This is a genomic window from Shewanella sp. MF05956, from assembly GCF_059758055.1.
Map to the genome: position 1 here is coordinate 16,753 of NZ_JCAYNV010000012.1, position 19,635 is coordinate 36,387.

Sequence of the window (19,635 nt, forward strand, 5' to 3'; positions counted from 1 at the left end):
GATCATGGATGTTCGTCCGTTTTTAAATATTATGGTCGAGAAAAAGGCCTCAGATTTATTTATCACAGCGGGTTTTCCGCCCAGTGCCAAAATCGACGGTGAATTACGTCAATTATCTGAAACTAAGTTAACGCCGCAACAGTCTTTAGAGTTTGTTGAATCGTTAATGAGCGATGTGCAAAAGAAAGAATTTCACGACAGTAGTGAATGTAACTTTGCCTTTGCCGCTAAAGATTTAGGGCGTTTTCGTGTTAGTGCTTTTTGGCAGCGTGAATCTGCTGGCTGCGTAATGCGCCGCATTGAAACCAATATTCCTGAAGTGGATGACTTGAAACTGCCAGCCATTCTTAAAGATTTGGTCATGAGTAAACGTGGCTTAATCATTATGGTAGGTGGTACTGGTACCGGTAAATCAACCTCGCTTGCAGCACTTGTAGGTTATCGCAATGCTCATTCTCGCGGTCATATTTTAACGATTGAAGACCCAGTCGAATTTGTACACAACCATCGTAAAAGTATTATTACTCAGCGAGAAGTGGGAATCGATACCGACTCGTTTGACGCCGCACTCAAAAGTTCATTACGTCAGGCGCCAGATGTTATTTTAATTGGTGAAATCCGAACGCAGGAAACCATGGAATTTGCGCTATCGTTTGCTGAAACGGGTCACTTATGTATGGCGACCTTACACGCTAACAACGCTAACCAAGCACTTGATCGTATTATGCATTTGGTACCAGAAAGTAAACACAATCAATTACTGTTTGATTTGTCGTTAAACTTACGCGGTATTGTTGCGCAGCAACTGATCCCAAAATCAGACGGAACAGGGCGTCGAGCAGCCATTGAGGTGTTAATCAATACCCCTCGTGTGGCCAGCTTAATCGCCAAAAACGAGTTGCATCTTCTTAAAGAAACCATGGGTAAATCTCGTGAGCAGGGCATGCAAACGTTCGATCAGGCCTTGTTAGATTTATACCTCGAAGGCGAAATCAGCTATGCAGATGCATTGCACCACGCCGATTCTCCAAATGATTTACGCTTAATGATTAAACTGCAAGGTAACGAAGCTACCTCTGCAGGTTCAATGGAAGGCATCACGCTAGACATGGATTAGTCATTCCCTACCACTATCTATGCTGATCTCTGGATAAGAGATCAGGGTAGAGTTCAGGATAATGTTAAAGGTCCAAACGTTAATTATTATATCTTTCAAACGTGTCCTTTTTTTGCTAACAGCGCGAATTGATGAGTCTATTACAAGTCGATTCAGCGCCGTTAGCAGGGCAAAGGGCTGTTTAAGCGCTTTTTGTTGTCTCCGCTTCGGTTATTTAACTTTTTGAGAGGTTATTAGCAGCAACTTATGACCTTTATTGCTATGATCAGGACTAATTTACAACATCTATATTTTAAACCTCTCAAGGATGCCTCATGTTTTTATGGCAAAAGTTCGCACTTTCTACTTCACTGGTATTATTTTCGTGTTCAGCACTCGCAGTCAAAGTATCAGATGAATTAGATATCGGCGGTGCGGTACGAATTAACTACGGTTGGAAAGATTACGACGACAATGCAAAGTTAGAGTTTGAATTGTTCCGTGCCGACGTCAATTACAAAGCGAAAGATGGCTTATTTGCATCAGCTCAATACCGTTGGTATCAAGATATGGATGTTATCCATCATGCCTATATGGGTTATCAGTTTGATGATGCACAATCAGTTCAAGTAGGCGTAACCCAAGTGCCGTTTGGTTTTTTACCTTATGCCGCTCACTCATTTTGGTTTAGCGCTGCTTACTATCTTGGTTTCGAAGATGATTACGATGCAGGTGTGCATTATAAAAACGAACAAGATGGCTGGCGTTATGACTTAGCATATTTTGCCAATGACGAATACGCTAATGGATCTCGTTATGATCGTTACTCGTTTGACGTAGCAACAACGGGTGATTCTCCATACGAAGAGTCTGGCCAAATCAACGCACGTATTGAACGTGAATTTACCACAGGTGAGGTGACTCACAAGTTAGGTGGTTCGCTGCAGTTTAGCCAGTTAGATTTTGTGGCTAATGAGGCAAACATCAACGGTGACGACACAGACAGCATCGCAGCAGCTGCACATTGGCAAGCTGACTGGCAAAAATGGCAATTACAATTTCAATACATGCATTACGACTATGACGTAGACAGCAACCGTATTGCGATTGGTGCATTCCAGTATCAATCTGATATAGCCGCTGAAGCTGATGTGGCAATCGTTAACGTTGCTAAGTCGTTTGATGTTAACTGGGGACCGATTACTCAATTAACCTGTTATAACGATTACAGTCAGGTGATGGCGTCTGGTCAAGGCTTAGATGACTCAATTCAGAACGTAACCGGCTGTGCTATCACTGCGGGTAAACTGTATTCTTATGTGGATTGGATTGCCGGTAAAAACATGTACTTCGTTAACGGCCCTGGTGTTGGTATCGACAACGGTGACACGGCCTGGCATTCAAGATTAAACATCAATGTGGGTTTTTATTTCTAAACGCGAATGATCTTAACATTGCCGTAATACGTACTGTTATATGAAATCTGCTAAGGTATTGATAAGTTGATTATCAATACCTTTTTTATTGGGTGTAATTTGAGTAAAGGACTGGCAAAATGATAAAGTACATTACAGCAATCGCGCTATTAACGGGAAGTGTTGGTGTGTCAGCGGCAAGCTGTCCTGAATACCTTAATGTCGATGCGCGTAAATTACATTCAAAAGAAAACGTCAATTTGTGCGAGCTGACTCAAGGTAAGCCAGTGTTAATTGTTAACACCGCATCAAACTGTGGTTTTACGCCGCAATTTGACGCATTAGAAGCATTGCACAAACAATACGCCGACAAAGGTTTAGTGGTGATTGGTTTCCCCTCTGACGATTTTTTCCAAGAAGAAAAAGATGAAGCGAAAACGGCAGATGTTTGTTTTATCAATTACGGTGTCAGCTTTACCATGGTCGCGACATCGCCGGTAAGAGGTGATAATGCCAATTCAGTGTTTAAATACCTTGGCGAGAAAAGTGATTCACCTAAATGGAACTTTTATAAATATTTAGTCTCTGGCGATGGGCAAAGCGTGCAACAATTTAATTCACGCGTAAAACCAGACAGCGAAGAAATGAAAAAAGCGATAGAGTCTGTATTATAAACAGCTGCACTATCGAAAGAGCGCTAAAGACGATCAAAATCGATAACTAGCGCTCTTTTTGTTTTTAAAGAATAAGATACAATTGATTGATAACCAATACCTAACTCAGCACCAAGCAGATATTGTATTGATAAGGTTGCATAAAACCTTACGCTATTTTGTGCTGTTGAAGTTACCTAGATTGAATACGGAGAAGATATTTTGGCTAGATTTTCAGGATTAGATAAAGACACCGGTCATAAAGCACGCGGTAAAACTGGCGTGTTGATCATGAATCTAGGCACACCAGACGCGCCAACCGCATCTGCCGTACGTATCTATTTAGCGGAGTTTTTGTCAGATCCACGAGTGGTTGAAATTCCAAAGTTAGTGTGGATGTTAATTCTCCATGGCATTATTTTACGTATTCGCCCGGCTAAATCGGCGGCGTTATATCAACAAGTGTGGACTGAAGCCGGCTCGCCATTGCTTGATATCAGCCAACGTCAACAAACCAAATTAGCAAACCAGCTGCAGGCACAAGGGCATGATGTGAGTGTGCACTTAGCCATGCGTTATGGTTCACCGTCTGTGGCGACCACTTTGCAAACTATGCACAAGCAAGGCATTGATAACCTAGTGGTACTGCCTTTGTATCCGCAATATGCAGCGCCGACAACCGGCTCCGCTTTTGATGCTCTAGCAAAAGAGATGATGAAGTGGCGTTATTTACCCGCGCTTCATTTCATTAATACTTATCATGATAACCCCGACTTTATCGATGCGATTGCCGCTTCAATTCAAAAAGACTTTGAATTAAATGGCAAACCACAAAAATTAGTGATGTCGTACCATGGAATGCCAGAACGTAACTTACATCTTGGCGACCCATATTATTGCTTCTGCATGAAAACCACGCGTTTAGTTGTCGAAAAGCTTGGGTTGAGTGAAGATGAATATGTGGCTACCTTCCAATCACGTTTTGGTAAAGCTAAATGGCTACAACCCTATACCGATATGACCATCGGCAGCCTACCAGAAAAAGGCATTACCGATATTGCGGTAATTTGTCCTGCGTTTAGTGCTGATTGTTTAGAAACACTAGAAGAGATTAAAGGCGAGAATCGTCATGTCTTTGAAGATGCTGGTGGCAAAAACTTCCGTTACATCGAATGCCTAAATGACAATGAAGACCATATCAATATGATGGCAAATTTGGTTAAACCTTTCTTATAATTATAGGGCGTGACTCCGTCACTGCTAGGGCGCTTCGCTTCTAGGGTGTGACTTCGTCACAGCTAGAACCGCTACGCTGCTAAGATCCTAGGCCGCGACGCGGCTGGTCTGTTGATTTTATAGAATCTAGCCGCGTAGCGTCCTAGCAGCGCAGCGCTCTAGGCTGTTGCGTACTCAGGCTTTTAGCTTTATATCCTCGCCTCAGCTTTTACGATTTGGTAAACTCAACTCATGGCCATTGAAAAGAAATGTTATGAGAATAGATCCTAATATCACCCTCGTTTATAGTACTGATAAAGGTCGCATCGACCAACCTAAAGCTCAGGCAGAAGTGCCAACGGGCGATGGAGTCGTTCGCATTCATAAAGACAGTAAAGGTAGAAAGGGTAAGGGCGTCAGTATCATTAAAGGCCTTGCTCTAGACGAAAAAGCCTTAAAAGAATTAGCACAAAAACTCAAGAAACAATGTGGTTGTGGTGGTACAGTGAAAGACTTTAACATTGAAGTACAGACAGACAATCGCGAACTGGTAAAATCCATATTAGAGAAATTGAATTTCACCGTGAAATTAGCGGGTGGATAAACGCTAACTACACGACTTGGGAGAGCATATGGATAGTTTAAAAGATCACTTTTTAATTGCGATGCCATCATTAGATGACACATTTTTTGAACGTTCAGTGATTTACATTTGCGAACACGACGACAAAGGCGCAATGGGTATTATGGTCAATCGACCTATTGGTGTTGATGTTGAAGAGTTACTCGACCAAATGGAGCTTCATCCCTCTGCAGAACAAATGTTTTCCATTAATGAAGAAGTGTTGGTGGGTGGACCCGTTTCTCCCGATCGCGGTTTTGTATTACATACGCCGCAGAAGAATTGGATTAATAGCGTTGAAATCAGTGAATATTCAATGCTGACATCTTCTCGCGACATTCTAAGTTCGATTGCAATTGGCAAATCTCCTGACAACTTTATCATTGCTTTGGGTTATGCCGGTTGGGGTAAAGATCAATTAGAACAAGAATTAGCCGACAATACCTGGTTAACCATTAAAGCCTCTCCTGAGTTACTGTTTAATGTTGACCATGAACTGCTTTGGCAAAATGCAACCCAAACATTGGGCTTCAATTTCTGGCAAATGTCGACCCAAGTCGGCCATGCTTAATAGTATCGCTGCTAGGACGCTACGCTACTAGGTGCTAGGGCGTGACTTTGTCACTGCTAGGACGCTACGCTACTAGGTGCTAGGGCGTGACTTCGTCACTGCTAGGACGCTACGCTGCTAGAACCTAGAACCTAGAACCTAGAACCTAGAACCTAGAACCTAGAACCTAGAACCTAGAAGGACGAAGTCCGCTCTCTAGCGAGCTTGCGAGCTCCTAGATTCTAAGAGTGGCGAGCTCCTAAAACGATTAAATAAAGAGAAATACATGCAACCACAAACGGTTTTAGGCTTTGACTATGGCACTAAAAGTATCGGTGTCGCGATTGGTCAAGCCATTACGGCAAGTGCAACTCCGTTACTATCAATTAAAGCGGTTGATGGTATTCCGAATTGGGACGACATCGAAAAACTACTAAAAGAATGGCAACCAGATCTGGTCGTGGTAGGCCTACCATTAAACATGGATGGCACAGAACAAGAGATGACTCAACGAGCACGGAAATTTGCTAACCGTATCAATGGTCGCTTTGGGGTGAAAATTGCCACTCAAGATGAACGCCTTACAACCGCAGATGCTAAAGCGAGATTATTTGAGTTAGGCGGCTTTAAAGCGCTAACAAAAGGCCAGATTGACGCCGTTTCAGCCGTATTGATTATCGAAAGCTACTTTGAAAACCAGTATTAATCTCAACACTAGATCGCTACTAGGGCTGTTGGAGTGTTCAAACACCGCCCACGACTCCGTCGTTCCGGCAAAGCTGTTGAGCCGGAATCCAGGTGTTAGCTCTTAAGTGTTAAATCTTAAAATCATAAAATCTTAAAACCTAAAATCTAAGTCAAAAGAAACACCTGGATCCCCGATAAAAGCATTCGAGGATGACGAGCGCTGAAACAACACAATGATTGGCCCCCGAAACACCGCCCACAACTCCGTCGTTCCGGCAATGCTTTTGAGCCGGAATCCAGATGTTAGCTTTTTCGTGTTTAATCTTAAAACCTAAGACTTAAAACCTAAAACCTAAAATCTAAGTCAAAAGAAACACCTGGATCCCCGATTTAAGCACTCGAGGATGAAGGGCGGTGAAGCAACACCTGGATCCCCGATTTAAGCACTCGAGGATGAAGGGCGGTGAAGCAACACCTGGATCCCCGATAAAAGCATTCGAGGATGACATGCGGTAGATCAACACCAAGATCCCGATTAAAACATTCGAGGACGACGTGTGCTGAAGCAACACAATGATTGATCCCCGAAACACCGCCCACTACTCCGTCTTTCCGGCAATGCTGTTGAGCCGGAATCCAGGTGTTAGCTTTTATGTGTTAAATATTAAAATCTAAAACCCTAAAAATAAGTCAACAGAAACACCTGGATCCCCGATAAAAGCGTTCGAGGATGACGGGCGTGTAGAGTATTTCAGTGATAACTATGACGACATCATGTCAAAACACCTACACCGCCCACAACTCCGTCGTTCCGGCAATGCTGTTGAGCCGGAATCCAGGTGTTAGCTCTTACGTGTTAAATCTTAAAATCATAAAATCTTAAAATCTAAGTCAACAGAAACACCTGGATCCCCGATAAAAGCACTCGAGGATGACATGCGGTGAAGCAACACAATGATTGCCCCCCGAAACACCGCCCACTACTCCGTCTTTCCGGCAATGCTTTTAGCCGGAATCCAGGTGTTGGCTCTTATGTGTTAAATCTTAAAACCTAAGTCAACAGCAACACCTGGATCCCCGATAAAAGCACTCGAGGATGACATGCGGTGAAACAACACCTGGATCCCCGATAAAAGCACTCGAGGATGACATGCGATGAAGCAACACCTGGATCCCTGATACAAGCACTCAGGGATGACGGGCGTGTAGAGTATTTCAGTGATAACTATGACGACATCATTTTAAAACACCTACACCGCCTACTACTCCGTCGTTCCGGCAATACTTTTAAGCCGGAATCCAGGTGTTAGTCCTTACGTATTAAATCTTAAAATCTTAAATCATAAAATCTAAGTCAACAGAAACACCTGGATCCCCGATAAAAGCATTCGAGGATGACGGGCTATTTGAGAAACACCTGGATCCCCGATAAAAGCACTCGAGGATGACACGCGGTGAAGAAACACCAGGATCCCCGATAAAAGCACTCGAGGATGACATGCGGTGAAGCAACACCTGATCCCCAATTTAAGCACTCAAGGATGACGTGCGCTGGAGCAACACAATGATTGCCCCCCGAAACACCGCCCACTACTCCGTCTTTCCGGCAATGCTTTTAAGCCGGAATCCAGGTGTTAGTCCTTATGTGTTTAATCTTAAAATCTAAAACCCTAAAGATAAGTCAACAGAAACACCTGGATCCCGATTTAAGCATTCGAGGATGACGTGCGCTGGAACAACACAATGATTGATCCCCGAAACACCGCCCATTACTCCGTCTTTCCGGCAGTGCTTTTAAGCCGGAATCCAGGTGTTAGCTTTTATGTGTTAAATCATAAAATCTAAGACTTAAAACCTAAAATCTAAGTCAACAGAAACACCTAGATCCCCGATAAAAGCACTCGAGGATGACATGCATTTGAGCAACACCTGGATCCCCGATAAAAGCATTCGAGGATGACATGCGGTGAAGAAACACCAAGATCACGATAAAAGTATTCGAGGACGACGTGCGGTTTGAAAACACCCCTATCACCTAGCACTTATTACTTACAAACCTAGTAGCACTTAGGGGCGAAGCCTAAGGTCTCGTTTCTTTAAGCGAAGCGTTCCGTAACCGGTTATCGTGATAAGCATTTATCGCACTTTATCATCCTGCCGCTTTTACACTTTTTCACTTACTAATTTGCACCAAAGTAGTGCGATAACTATTCATTGTTGCACAATTAACCGTCTTTACACCCAATCACCACTTTTACCTTATTGGTTTTTACCTTTTTAATATTCTTTTTATATCAGTAGCTAACATCTAATTGAACCATTTAGGTGCAATGATTTTACGCTTGGCACATATCCTGAATCCTTCACTATAAAGGTAATGACAGACAATCAAAGCAAAGTGACGAGCGACAATAGATTAACGATAGTGAATAAACAGTGAATAGACAGCGATTAAAGAATGTTAAACCGGTTAGTAATGGCTTTGAAGGCTATCGACGCTAGCTGCAAACGAATGAGCTTCTAAGCTTACCTTTTTAGCCACCTAGCATCGCTAGCTAACGCTTTTATAGCTTTGTTCACTCAGCACTCAATGATGATAAAGGGACATGATATGACAACTAAACCACTCATTTTCACTGATATTGACGGAACATTACTCGACCACTTCGATTACAGTTTTAATAATGCCATTGAAGTGATTGAAGCGCTCAATGAGCGTCATATTCCTATTATTGCCAATACCAGTAAAACCTTTGCCGAAATGGAAAAGTTGCAACAAACCATTGGTATTAATTCACCGTTTATATCTGAAAATGGCGCGGTTATTTATATCCCCATTGGTTATTTCAATGAGCAACCTCAAGGCACCCTTGAGCAAGGTTATTACTGGGTTAAAGAGTTTTGCCCACCTCGAGAGCATTGGCTGGAGCTATTAGCGCAGCAAGCGGTTGAATTTGAAGATGAGTATGTTGGTTTTTCATCATTTAGTGTTGAAGAGCTATGTGAAGTCACAGATTTAGCGCCCGATAAGGCGCGTCTAGCATTGGTTCGACACTATTCGGAGCCAGTGTTGTGGCAAGGCGATGAAGCGCGTAAACAAGAATTTATTAAACACATGACATCTTTAGGTGCGCATATGCTCCAAGGTGGGCGCTTTTTACACGTAGGCGGTGAAAGCGATAAGGGCAAAGCCATGAACTGGCTTGCTCAAATATATGCCAAACAATACCAAAGCGAGGTAACCACAATCGCCTTAGGTGACAGTGGTAACGACAGTGCCATGTTAGAGGCCGCGGATATCGCGATTCAAATCAAATCACCAACGCATGACTTCCCTGTATTAAGTAAAAAACACACCATAAAAAGCCAGGAATGCGGGCCCAAAGGTTGGGCTGAATGTATTACCGCAACCTTATTAACCCCGACACTGGCAACTCCCTCAACATCAATGTCTTTAGGAGGCGTTTAACATGGCCGATTTTTATCAAAATGGCATTGTTACCACAATGCACAACTTAACCCGCCGCACTCACGAAGAACTCGAACAAGACTTATTAAAATTTGCAAAAACGCGTCCACTAGGGCTTATTTTACCGTCATTATTTTCAGAGCTAGAAGGCGACGCCTTGAAAGGCATTGTGGCCAATCTTAAAGATGTACCTTACTTGTCAGAAATTGTGATTGGCTTAGATCGTGCTGATGAAGCACAATATAAACATGCGTTGAGTTTTTTTGGTGAATTACCGCAACATCACCGTATTTTATGGAATGACGGTCCACGTTTACAAGCCCTAGACGCCAAATTACAAAAGCTTGGGCTAGCACCAACCGAATTGGGTAAAGGCCGCAATGTATGGTATTGCATGGGTTATATTTTAGCGTCGGGTAAATCTGAATCTGTCGCCTTGCACGACTGTGATATTGTCACCTACGAAAAGTCATTATTAGCCAGGTTACTTTACCCGGTAGCCAATCCACAATTTAACTATGCATTTAGTAAAGGCTATTACGCCAGATTATCCGATGGCAAAATTAACGGTCGAGTCTCTCGTTTATTAGTCACTCCGCTTATTAAGGCACTTAAAAAAGTGGTCGGCTACAACGAATACCTGGAATATATGGACAGTTTTCGGTATCCACTCGCAGGAGAATTCTCTTTTAGACGCGATGTACTGACCGATTTACGCATACCGAGTGATTGGGGCTTAGAAATAGGCGTGCTGTCTGAAATGCAACGTAATTATGCCCATAATCGTATTTGTCAGGTCGATATTGCCGACAATTATGATCACAAACATCAAGACTTATCACTCGACAACGAAGAGGCGGGTTTATCCAAAATGTCGATTGATATTACCAAAGCGTTTTTCCGTAAATTAGCAACCCAGGGTGAAACCTTCAGTACAGAATCATTTCGCACATTAAAAGCCACTTACTACCGTGTCGCCCTTGATTATGTTGAGACATATCATAATGATGCGTTAATGAACGGCTTAACCACAGATATTCATTTAGAAGAAAAAGCCGTTGAAATGTTTGCGCAAAATATTGTTACCGCAGGGCAACGCTTTTTAGATAATCCTATGGAAACCCCGTTTATGCCAACCTGGAGCCGAGTGGTGAGTGCCATGCCAGATGTACTTGAGCAACTTAAAGCCGCAGTTGAAGCCGATAACGCCGAGTTTCGATAAACAGTGACTCATTGATGCAAAATATTAAATAACCTCAAGTTAAGGTTAAGTACAATAATTTAAAGGGTTTTCTATGTCAGTAATGGATGGACTACAGCAAAAACTGCAACATCAACTTGAGTGTATTTATAAAGACATTGATCTCGATATATCGATTGTCACCTTGGCACAAAAACTCATCGAAATCATGCGTATCACCGAGTTTAGTCAAGTACCAGAACCTTTTGCCAATCACTGGTCTGAAAAAGACACCATCATGATCACTTACGGTGATAGTGTTTTACAGCAAGGTGAGCGGCCACTGACTACATTGTCACAATTTATCGACAGTTATGTTGGTTGTATCAATGGCGTGCATATTTTGCCATTTTTCCCCTACAGCTCAGACGATGGCTTTGCCGTTATCGATTACTCTAGTGTCAATGAGAGTTTAGGTGATTGGGCAGACATCAGTGCTATCGCGAGTAAACGTCGGTTAATGTCAGATTTAGTCATCAATCATTGCTCAAGTCGAAGCTTGTGGTTTGATAACTTCTGCAAAGGTGATGGCCCTGGTCATGATTACTTTTTTACCGCGCAACCAAACGATGATTTATCTGAAGTTGTAAGGCCGCGCACATCGGCACTATTAAGACCCACAGAAACACCTAGCGGAACGCAATATGTGTGGTCTACCTTTAGCCACGATCAAGTCGATTTTGACTTTAGAAACCCAAAAGTATTAATCGAATTTGTGACGATTATTCGTCAATACCTGGATGCTGGTGTGAGTATTTTTAGGCTCGATGCGGTAGCATTTTTATGGAAAGTCGTTGGAACTAAATCGATCAATTTACCGCAAACGCACGAGGTCATTCGTTTATTGCGCACCCTCATTGAACATGCACAAAACGATGCAATGATCATCACTGAAACTAATATACCCAATACACAAAATCTAACGTACTTTGGCAATGCCAACGAAGCCCACTGTATTTATAATTTTTCACTGCCTCCCTTGCTCATTAACACCTTAATCACAGGCAGCTGTTTATATTTAAAGCGCTGGTTAATGAGTATGCCGCCGGCACAAGATGGCACTACATATTTTAACTTTATCGCCTCGCATGACGGTATCGGTTTGCGCCCGGTTGAAGGCTTATTAGATGACGATGAAATTGAAACACTCGTCGATACCATGAAACAATTTGGTGGCCAAATATCAGCACGAACCACCGAAACCGGTACCCAAAAACCGTATGAGATGAACATCGCCCTTTACGATGCACTGCAAGGCACCACAAAAGGTAAAGATTTATGGGGCATGCAACGCTTTATGTGTGCTCATAGCATCATGCTGGCGCTAGAAGGCATACCTGGAATTTACATACACAGCTTACTTGGCACGCGTAATGATTATGAAAAGCTCGCCAATACCTCGCACAACCGAGCCATCAACCGTCATCGTTGGGAGCTAGACAATTTAAAGCAACAGTTAAGTGATGCGCAAAGTACTCACAGCCAGGTATTGTCTGCGATGACAAAGCTTATCAATATACGCACACAACAAATTGCATTTCACCCAAATGCCACGCAATTTACCTTACACCTCGGCCTGCAACTGTTTGGCTTTTGGCGTCAAAGCCGCAACCGTAAACAAAGTATTTTTTGCATCAGTAACGTGTCAGACCAAGTAACCGACTTGCCCATTAATGAGCTCAATCTAGTGATTTCAGAATACTGGATTGATTTACTCAGCGGGATCCAAATCGAAGACATCACCAAAACAATACAACTGCAACCATATCAAACCGTATGGATCAGCAATAAAGGATAGTCAAAAAAAGGGGCTAGGACCTAGGACGCTTCGCTGCTAGGGCGTGACTTCGTCACTTCGAGGACGCTTCGCTTCTAGAAGGACGAAGTCCGTTCTCAGGCGAGCCTGCGAGTTCCTAGAACCTAGAACCTAGAACCTAGAACCTAGAACCTAGAACCTAGAACCTCTGGCGAGCCTGCGAGTTCCTAGGACATTTATAAATTCTAGTTAACTTGACAACATCTTTGTGCTCTATAAGCTTATATGCATTAACATATTGTTTTGGAGTCTGTAATGAAAAAACTGTTTATCGCCGCCGCGGTATTAGCGTTAAGCGCTTGTAGTACCTTAAAATCAAGTTCAGACTTTGACCCATCGGTAAACTTTAGCCAATACCAGTCTTACGCCTGGGTAGAAAAAAACAATACCGAAACTGAATACCATTTAGATGGCCTTATGGACCAACGCGTCCGAGCGGCAATTGAAACTCAATTAAGCCAAAAAGGCATCAGTAAAGTCGATAAACCTAACGCTGACTTATTAGTTAATTACATTACAAAAGTCGATAAAAAAATCAACGTAGACACCTTTAATAGCCATTTCGGATACAACCCATACTATGGTCCGCGCTGGGGACTCGCCGGTTCAATGCAAACAGAAACGATAGTGCGTGAATACGAAGTCGGTACATTAATGGTTGATTTAGTCGACAATAAAACCGGTAAGCTTATATGGCGTGGCACGATTGCTGACACGGTTAGAGAGCAAAGTACTCCACAAGAGCGAGTAGAAACAATTAATCAGGCTATCGGTTCTGTTATGATGAATTACCCACCTAAACCAGGCCAATAAGCGCTCGTTTTTTAATCGACATAATGGTTATGCTTACTATAAACCTCGATATTCAATCGAGGTTTATTTTTTATTTTACTAAAAACAGATAAATTATAGTTAACCATCACTCATACCATAAATCCATAATGTATTTATCTGTAGAGCCAAATCAATATGTTAGATTCAGGTAAACCCATTCTTCCACTTTTATTGGTTGGTTATGTGCTAGAAGTGGCGTATTTATAGGCATTTAGAGCCTAAATGGTTTCAAAAGAATCACTAAGTTTGTTATTATTGACTGTTGTGAATGGGACGTCACTTACTCAGACAAATGAGTAAATTAAACAAGCGAGTAACAATGAAATCTTGGTATCTACTGTATTGCAAATCACGTGAAGAATTACGTGCACAGCAAAATTTGGCTTTGCAAGAAGTCGAAAGCTATTTACCTATGATTAGCCAACAAAAAAAGGTTCGTAATAAAACCCAAATGGTTACGGCACCTCTTTTCCCAAGTTATCTGTTTATCTATTTCGATCCAGAAGTCACTAGCGTAAGCAAAATCCACAATACACGTGGTGCTAATCGCATAGTCGGCTGTCGAGAAGACATGACCCCCATTGACGACCGAATTATTTCAGCGCTGAAAAGGCGCGTTCAAGGGCATGTCCCTGAAGTTGAAAAACCGATAACCAAAGGCGATAAAGTCACATTTGTAGACGGCCCATTCAAAGACCTTGAGGCTATATTCGACGAAAATAACCCAGATAAACGCTGCCATGTATTGTTTACCATTATGGGGCAGCAAAAACGGATTTTAGTCGAATTGAGTAATCTTAAGTCTGTAAGCTTGAATGAGAAATCATAGCAAAAAGGTACCTTGAGCAGAGATACACTCTTACCTTTGTAGGATATTGCCCATAGTAGTTAAGCCTTTTTGTTGAGGGTATCAGGTTTAAGGCAATAAATTGGCTAAAGAATATCCATTAGCACAATTTAATAGCGTTTAAAGCAGATTGTTAAACAAGCGAGTGTTTTTACTAAAGCATTTCAACGTGTTTTTGAGTATAATCTCGCGCTAGATTATTATGCTGTGATTCATTTATAAGCATAAGTACGACGCTGTGATTCATTTATAAGCATAAGTACGACAAAAAAAGTTAAAAATTCGCATTGCGAAGGGCAAGTTGGAAGCCGTAATCCATGGGCGGTAGCGTGCCTGAAAGGCAAAAGACAGAATAGTTTCTGTCTTTTAGTGAACGCCGAAGGGCGTCTCGCCCGCCACGCGGGTCGGTAGCGTGTCTGAAATAGGTCGCTACGCTGCTAGGTCGCTACGCTGCTAGGTCGCTACGCTGCTAAACCTAGAACCTAGAAGGACGTAGTCCGCTCTCTGGCGAGCTTGCGAGTTCCTAGAATCTAAGATTAGCGAGCTTGCGAGTTCCTAAAATCAAACCTAATTTAAAATAATATTGGAGATACCTGGTGTTGCATAAAACCAAAAACATGTTAATTGCTGGCTTGTCAGCCATTATTATTTTCAGTACGCAAGTACAGGCTGTAACGCCATCCCCACAAATGATTGAGCAATTTAAACAACTGCCAAAATCAGAGCAAGAGCGCATAGCAAAACAATATGGTATCGACCCTTCAATGTTATCAGCATCAAGTGCAGTAACAACGGTATCAAATCCCCAGGTTGTAGAGCCTCGCGCCACCGCTAACAATGTATTAGATCAGTCAGACGATGAATCACTAACCCAAAAAACCAAAACCGAAGCGACAGCTGATGCAATAGATAACAAAAAAGAGCAGCAACTAAAGCCATTTGGTTATGATCTCTTTGCCGGTTCTCCAACAACGTTTGCGCCAGTTTCAGATGTTCCAGTACCTGCTGAATATATGGTTGGCCCTGGCGATACCATTAATGTTCAACTCTATGGTAAAGAAAACAATAATTACCAATTAATGGTTGGTCGTGATGGTGCAGTACAGTTTCCTGATTTAGGCCCTATATCATTAGTTGGCTTATCTTTTTCAGAAGCGAGAACCTTACTTCAAGATAAAATTGCTCAAAGTATGATTGGCATTAACTCAAGTATTACGATGGGTGAATTGCGTTCAATTCGTATTTTTGTTGCTGGCGATGCATACCAGCCAGGTTCTTATACTGTTTCTAGTTTATCTACGATTACCCAAGCATTGTTTATCTCTGGCGGTATTAACCAAATAGGTTCATTACGTAATATTCAATTAAAGCGCTCAGGTAAAACCGTCGGGTCGTTAGATCTTTATGACTTATTAATGCGCGGCGATGCTTCAGGTGACAAACGTTTACAATCAGGTGACGTAGTATTCATTCCTTCTGCGGGGGGAACAGTGAGTGTAATGGGCGAAGTTCGTCGTCCTGCCATCTATGAGCTTAAACACAGCGAAACAATGGCAGATGTCATCAAAATGGCCAGTGGTTTAAACCCTGGTGCATTCCCAAAAGCCAGTGTGGTTGAACGTTTTAGTGACAAAGCAGTTAAAACGGTCATTAACGTCGATTTAACGGCTAATAGCGGTTTATCAACCCAAGTTAAAAATGGCGATGTGCTAAACGTTAAATCAGCATCTAACCGCATCGACAATGCCATTACTATCGCTGGCGCGGTCATCCGCCCTGGTAAATATCAATGGGTTAACCAAATTAAAGTGGCAGATTTACTGCCATCAATTTGGGGTAACTTAACGATTACCGCAGATTTAGATTATGCATTACTGGTTCGTGAAGTTAATCAACGTGGTGATATTGAGGTGCAACGTATTGCACTTGGCCGCGCAATTGCAGAACCGTTTTCTGAGTTCAACGTGGTATTACAACCGCGTGATACCATTTTAGTATTCGATTATGAAGACCGCGTACAACTTCTAAAACCAGTTATCAGTCAACTTAAAAAGCAAAGTCGATTTGGCGATGCAGCTAAGCTGGTTAGTATTAACGGCAGTGTACGCTTCCCTGGGGAGTATCCTTTAACAACAAATGCAGATGTAAAAGAGTTATTGATAGCTGCTGGTGGGCTTGAAGAGGGCTCTTATACCATGTCAGCAGAATTAACCCGTCAGATTATTTCACAACAAGATGGCGTTAAAATCGAGCATCAACAACTTAATCTAAACGAATTAATGACAGACCCAACAGCGGTTATCGCGTTACAGAGCAAAGATATTCTAACGGTTAGAATGCTCCCAGATTGGCAAGAAACCCGTTGGGTAACCATCAAAGGTGAGGTTAAGTTCCCGGGTACTTACTCTATACAACGTGGTGAAACGCTTAAAGATGTGATTGCACGCGCCGGCAGTTATACCGAAGATGCATCATTAAAAAGCGCCGTGTTTTTACGCCAATCGGTTAAAGATAAAGAGCGTCTAGAGCTCGCTAAACTATCAGATGAGTTACGCCGCGAAATAGCTGCTAAAGCATTAACCAAAGACACCCCAACAGTTGGCTATGCCGATGCGCAATTAATGCTTAAAGAGCTTGAAAACGTGCAAGTAGCAGGGCGTTTAATCGTCGATTTAAATGCGATAGCGCTTGATATAGATGAAGCCAACCTGGATTTAGAAGACGGTGATGCATTATACGTCCCACCTAAAAATCAAACTGTATCAGTCATGGGCCAAGTACAGCATCCTAGTACCCATAGATTCAAAGACGGTGTCACATTCGACCAATATCTAGAGTTGTCTGGCGGTTCACGTAAACGTGCTGATGATGATCGTATTTACATCATTAAAGCCGACGGTTCTGTTGCCATGCCAAACGAATCAACCTGGTTTACGAGCAGCAGTAAAATGGAACCAGGCGACACCATCATTGTCCCGTTAGATACCGAATATAAAGACAGCCTAACCCTATGGGGCCAAGTCACCACCATTATCTACAACAGCGCCATCGCAGTAGCCGCAGTCGCAACGTTGTAAGAAGGCGCTAGTAGCTCGCAGGCTCGCCTGAGTGTCTAGGTTCTAGGAACTCGCAGGCTCGCCAGAGAGCGGACTACGTCCTGCTAGGCCGTGACTTCGTCACTGCTAGGTCGCTATGCTACTAGGTCTGTTCGCTTCTAAGATTTTATAGCAGGCCGTAGGCCGCTCTAGCAGCGAAGTGTCCTAGATTCTAGTACTTAGTCTTCGACCGCTCTAGCAGCGAAGCGTCCTAGACTCTAGAACCTAGATTTTATACCGCTCTAGATTCTAGGTACTAGACAAGGAACTGATATGCGTTTCGAACAGCTGGATGTATGGAAAAGAGCTTCTAGATTATCTTGTGATATTTATAAGTTGACTGAGTCAGTGAGTAACTGGGGTTTCAAAGATCAAATTACACGTTCAGGCTTATCTGTTCCCTCAAACATAGCGGAGGGAGAAGAGCGTGAAACCCTTAAAGAAAAAATAAGATTTCTATACTATGCAAAAGGTTCTTTAGGTGAGCTTGTTACTCAGCTATATATCGGAGCGGAAATCGAATATCTTGATAAAAAAATTGCTATGTCGATGGTAAAAGAAGCTAAAGAGTTAGCCAAAATATTAGGTACTCTTATTAAACAAAAACAAGCAAAGATAAAAGAAGATAGCCCCGATTACACAATAGAGTAATCTAACGAAGCGCTGATGCTTTTTGCTTTTATAGCAGCGTAGCGCTCTAGCCGCGAAGCGTCCTAGAATCTAAGCTGTTGCTTTTGCTTTTGACTCTATAGCAGCGTAGCGCTCTAGCCGCGAAGCGTCCTAGAATCTAGGCTTTGCTTTTGACTCTATAGCAGCGTAGCGCTCTAGCCGCAAAGCGTCCTAGAATCTAGGCTGTTGCTTTTGATACAACCAGCAACAAACAAAACACTTAGCAGATATCTGCTGGTATCTTTTGACTTTATAGCAGCGTAGCGCTCTAGCCGCGAAGCGTCCTAGAATCTAGCAACTGCTTCCCAGACAAAATAGAATTATGAATAACCAAAATAAACAATTAAACCCAGATGCACAATTTCAACCCTATGCCACCCAACCAATGGGAAACGTTGAAAACGACGAAATCGACCTTCGTGAGTTGTTTTCAGTAATCTGGCAAGGCAAGTGGCTAATTATTGCTATCACAGCGGTGTTTGCTGTCGGTGCAGTTGTTTTTGCGATTAACCAACCAAACATATACAAATCTGAAGCATTATTATCTCCAGCAGACTCAGAGCAAGGCGGTGGTGGCTTAGCAGCACTTGCGGGCCAGTTTGGTGGTTTGGCAAGTATGGCTGGAATTAATTTAGGTGGCGGCGGTGGCGTTGATAAAACTCAAATGGCCATCGAAGTCATGAAATCACGCCAATTCGCCAGTGATTTTATTAAAAAACACAATGTTTTACCTGATTTAATGGCTGCAGAAAAATGGAACATGGCAGACAATACACTATCGTACGATGTAGATTTGTATGATGCAGCTCAAAAAAATTGGGTACGAGAAGTTAAGCCACCCTTTAAATCTGAACCTTCAATGCAAGAAGCTTTTAAAGTGTTTTCTAAAATTATTGTAGTTAACTCTGTGAAAGAAACCGGCATGGTTACTGTATCTGTAGAGCATTTATCTCCATCAGCTGCTCAACAGTGGGTTAACTGGTTAGTGCAAGACATTAACAATGTCATGAAAGAACGTGATGTTGCGGAAGCGATTAAAAGTACCGCATTTTTAGAATCAAAAATTCAACAAACTAATGTAGCCGACATTCGCTCAATTTTATATAAACTCATTGAAGAACAAGCAAAAACAATCATGTTTGCTGAAGTTCGCGATGAGTATGTATTTAAAACAATAGATCCCGCATTAATACCAGAAGAAAAGTTTAAACCTAAACGTGCACTAATATGCGTGTTAGGCACAATGCTTGGTGGAATGCTCGGTGTCATGTTGGTATTAATTAGATATTTTGTTAGAAAAAAAGATTAATATTTTGCAGAACCTAGAACCTAGAACCTAGAACCTAGAACCTAGAACCTAGAACCTAGAACCTAGAACCTAGAACCTAGAACTGTTTACAAATTTGAGCTATACCGGTAATCCTCTA

At 42.3% G+C, this 19,635-nt stretch carries 15 protein-coding genes; all 15 read left to right on the plus strand.

Annotated elements, in window-relative coordinates; genetic code table 11:
* Window positions 1-4 precede the first annotated feature (4 nt).
* The 15 genes from AC19MX_RS14000 to AC19MX_RS14070 all read left to right on the plus strand — a co-directional run bounded on the left by AC19MX_RS14000 (window position 5) and on the right by AC19MX_RS14070 (window position 19,517).
* Window positions 5-1,117: a PilT/PilU family type 4a pilus ATPase gene (locus AC19MX_RS14000; protein ID WP_432399251.1), complete on the plus strand. Its 1,113-nt coding sequence runs from the start codon at window positions 5-7 to the stop codon at window positions 1,115-1,117.
* A 314-nt stretch (window positions 1,118-1,431) separates the two neighbouring features.
* Window positions 1,432-2,532, plus strand: coding sequence for a putative porin (locus AC19MX_RS14005; RefSeq protein ID WP_498298843.1), 1,101 nt, complete (start codon window positions 1,432-1,434; stop codon window positions 2,530-2,532).
* Between the two features lie 119 nt (window positions 2,533-2,651).
* Window positions 2,652-3,185 (plus strand): glutathione peroxidase, encoded by a 534-nt coding sequence (locus AC19MX_RS14010; protein WP_432399249.1) that lies wholly within the window; start codon window positions 2,652-2,654, stop codon window positions 3,183-3,185.
* 201 nt (window positions 3,186-3,386) lie between these two features.
* On the plus strand, window positions 3,387-4,400 hold the full coding sequence (gene hemH / locus AC19MX_RS14015; RefSeq protein WP_498298845.1) for a ferrochelatase: 1,014 nt from the start codon (window positions 3,387-3,389) through the stop codon (window positions 4,398-4,400).
* 253 nt (window positions 4,401-4,653) lie between these two features.
* Complete coding sequence (yciH, locus tag AC19MX_RS14020; protein WP_498298847.1) at window positions 4,654-4,983, plus strand: stress response translation initiation inhibitor YciH; 330 nt, start codon at window positions 4,654-4,656, stop codon at window positions 4,981-4,983.
* 28 nt (window positions 4,984-5,011) lie between these two features.
* The gene (locus AC19MX_RS14025; RefSeq protein WP_498298849.1) at window positions 5,012-5,572 is read left to right on the plus strand and encodes a YqgE/AlgH family protein; all 561 of its coding nucleotides are present in this window, start codon (window positions 5,012-5,014) and stop codon (window positions 5,570-5,572) included.
* Between the two features lie 265 nt (window positions 5,573-5,837).
* Window positions 5,838-6,257 (plus strand): Holliday junction resolvase RuvX, encoded by a 420-nt coding sequence (ruvX, locus tag AC19MX_RS14030; protein WP_498298850.1) that lies wholly within the window; start codon window positions 5,838-5,840, stop codon window positions 6,255-6,257.
* A 2,592-nt stretch (window positions 6,258-8,849) separates the two neighbouring features.
* Window positions 8,850-9,707 carry an HAD-IIB family hydrolase gene (locus AC19MX_RS14035; protein ID WP_498298852.1) on the plus strand — a complete coding sequence of 286 codons (858 nt, stop codon included), beginning with the start codon at window positions 8,850-8,852 and terminating at the stop codon, window positions 9,705-9,707.
* 1 nt (window position 9,708) lies between these two features.
* The gene (locus AC19MX_RS14040) at window positions 9,709-10,929 is read left to right on the plus strand and encodes a glycosyltransferase family protein (protein ID WP_498298854.1); all 1,221 of its coding nucleotides are present in this window, start codon (window positions 9,709-9,711) and stop codon (window positions 10,927-10,929) included.
* A gap of 73 nt (window positions 10,930-11,002) precedes the next feature.
* Window positions 11,003-12,745, plus strand: coding sequence for a sugar phosphorylase (locus AC19MX_RS14045; RefSeq protein WP_498298856.1), 1,743 nt, complete (start codon window positions 11,003-11,005; stop codon window positions 12,743-12,745).
* 273 nt (window positions 12,746-13,018) lie between these two features.
* Entirely contained in the window at window positions 13,019-13,576 is a 558-nt protein-coding gene (locus AC19MX_RS14050) for a DUF4136 domain-containing protein (protein WP_432399241.1), read from the plus strand.
* 340 nt (window positions 13,577-13,916) lie between these two features.
* Window positions 13,917-14,426 (plus strand): transcription/translation regulatory transformer protein RfaH, encoded by a 510-nt coding sequence (gene rfaH / locus AC19MX_RS14055; RefSeq protein ID WP_498298858.1) that lies wholly within the window; start codon window positions 13,917-13,919, stop codon window positions 14,424-14,426.
* Window positions 14,427-15,061: 635 nt separating this feature from the next.
* Entirely contained in the window at window positions 15,062-17,521 is a 2,460-nt protein-coding gene (locus AC19MX_RS14060) for an SLBB domain-containing protein (protein WP_498299035.1), read from the plus strand.
* 291 nt (window positions 17,522-17,812) lie between these two features.
* Complete coding sequence (locus AC19MX_RS14065) at window positions 17,813-18,190, plus strand: four helix bundle protein (RefSeq protein WP_498298860.1); 378 nt, start codon at window positions 17,813-17,815, stop codon at window positions 18,188-18,190.
* 340 nt (window positions 18,191-18,530) lie between these two features.
* Window positions 18,531-19,517, plus strand: coding sequence for a Wzz/FepE/Etk N-terminal domain-containing protein (locus AC19MX_RS14070; protein ID WP_498298862.1), 987 nt, complete (start codon window positions 18,531-18,533; stop codon window positions 19,515-19,517).
* The last annotated feature ends 118 nt before the right edge of the window (window positions 19,518-19,635 follow it).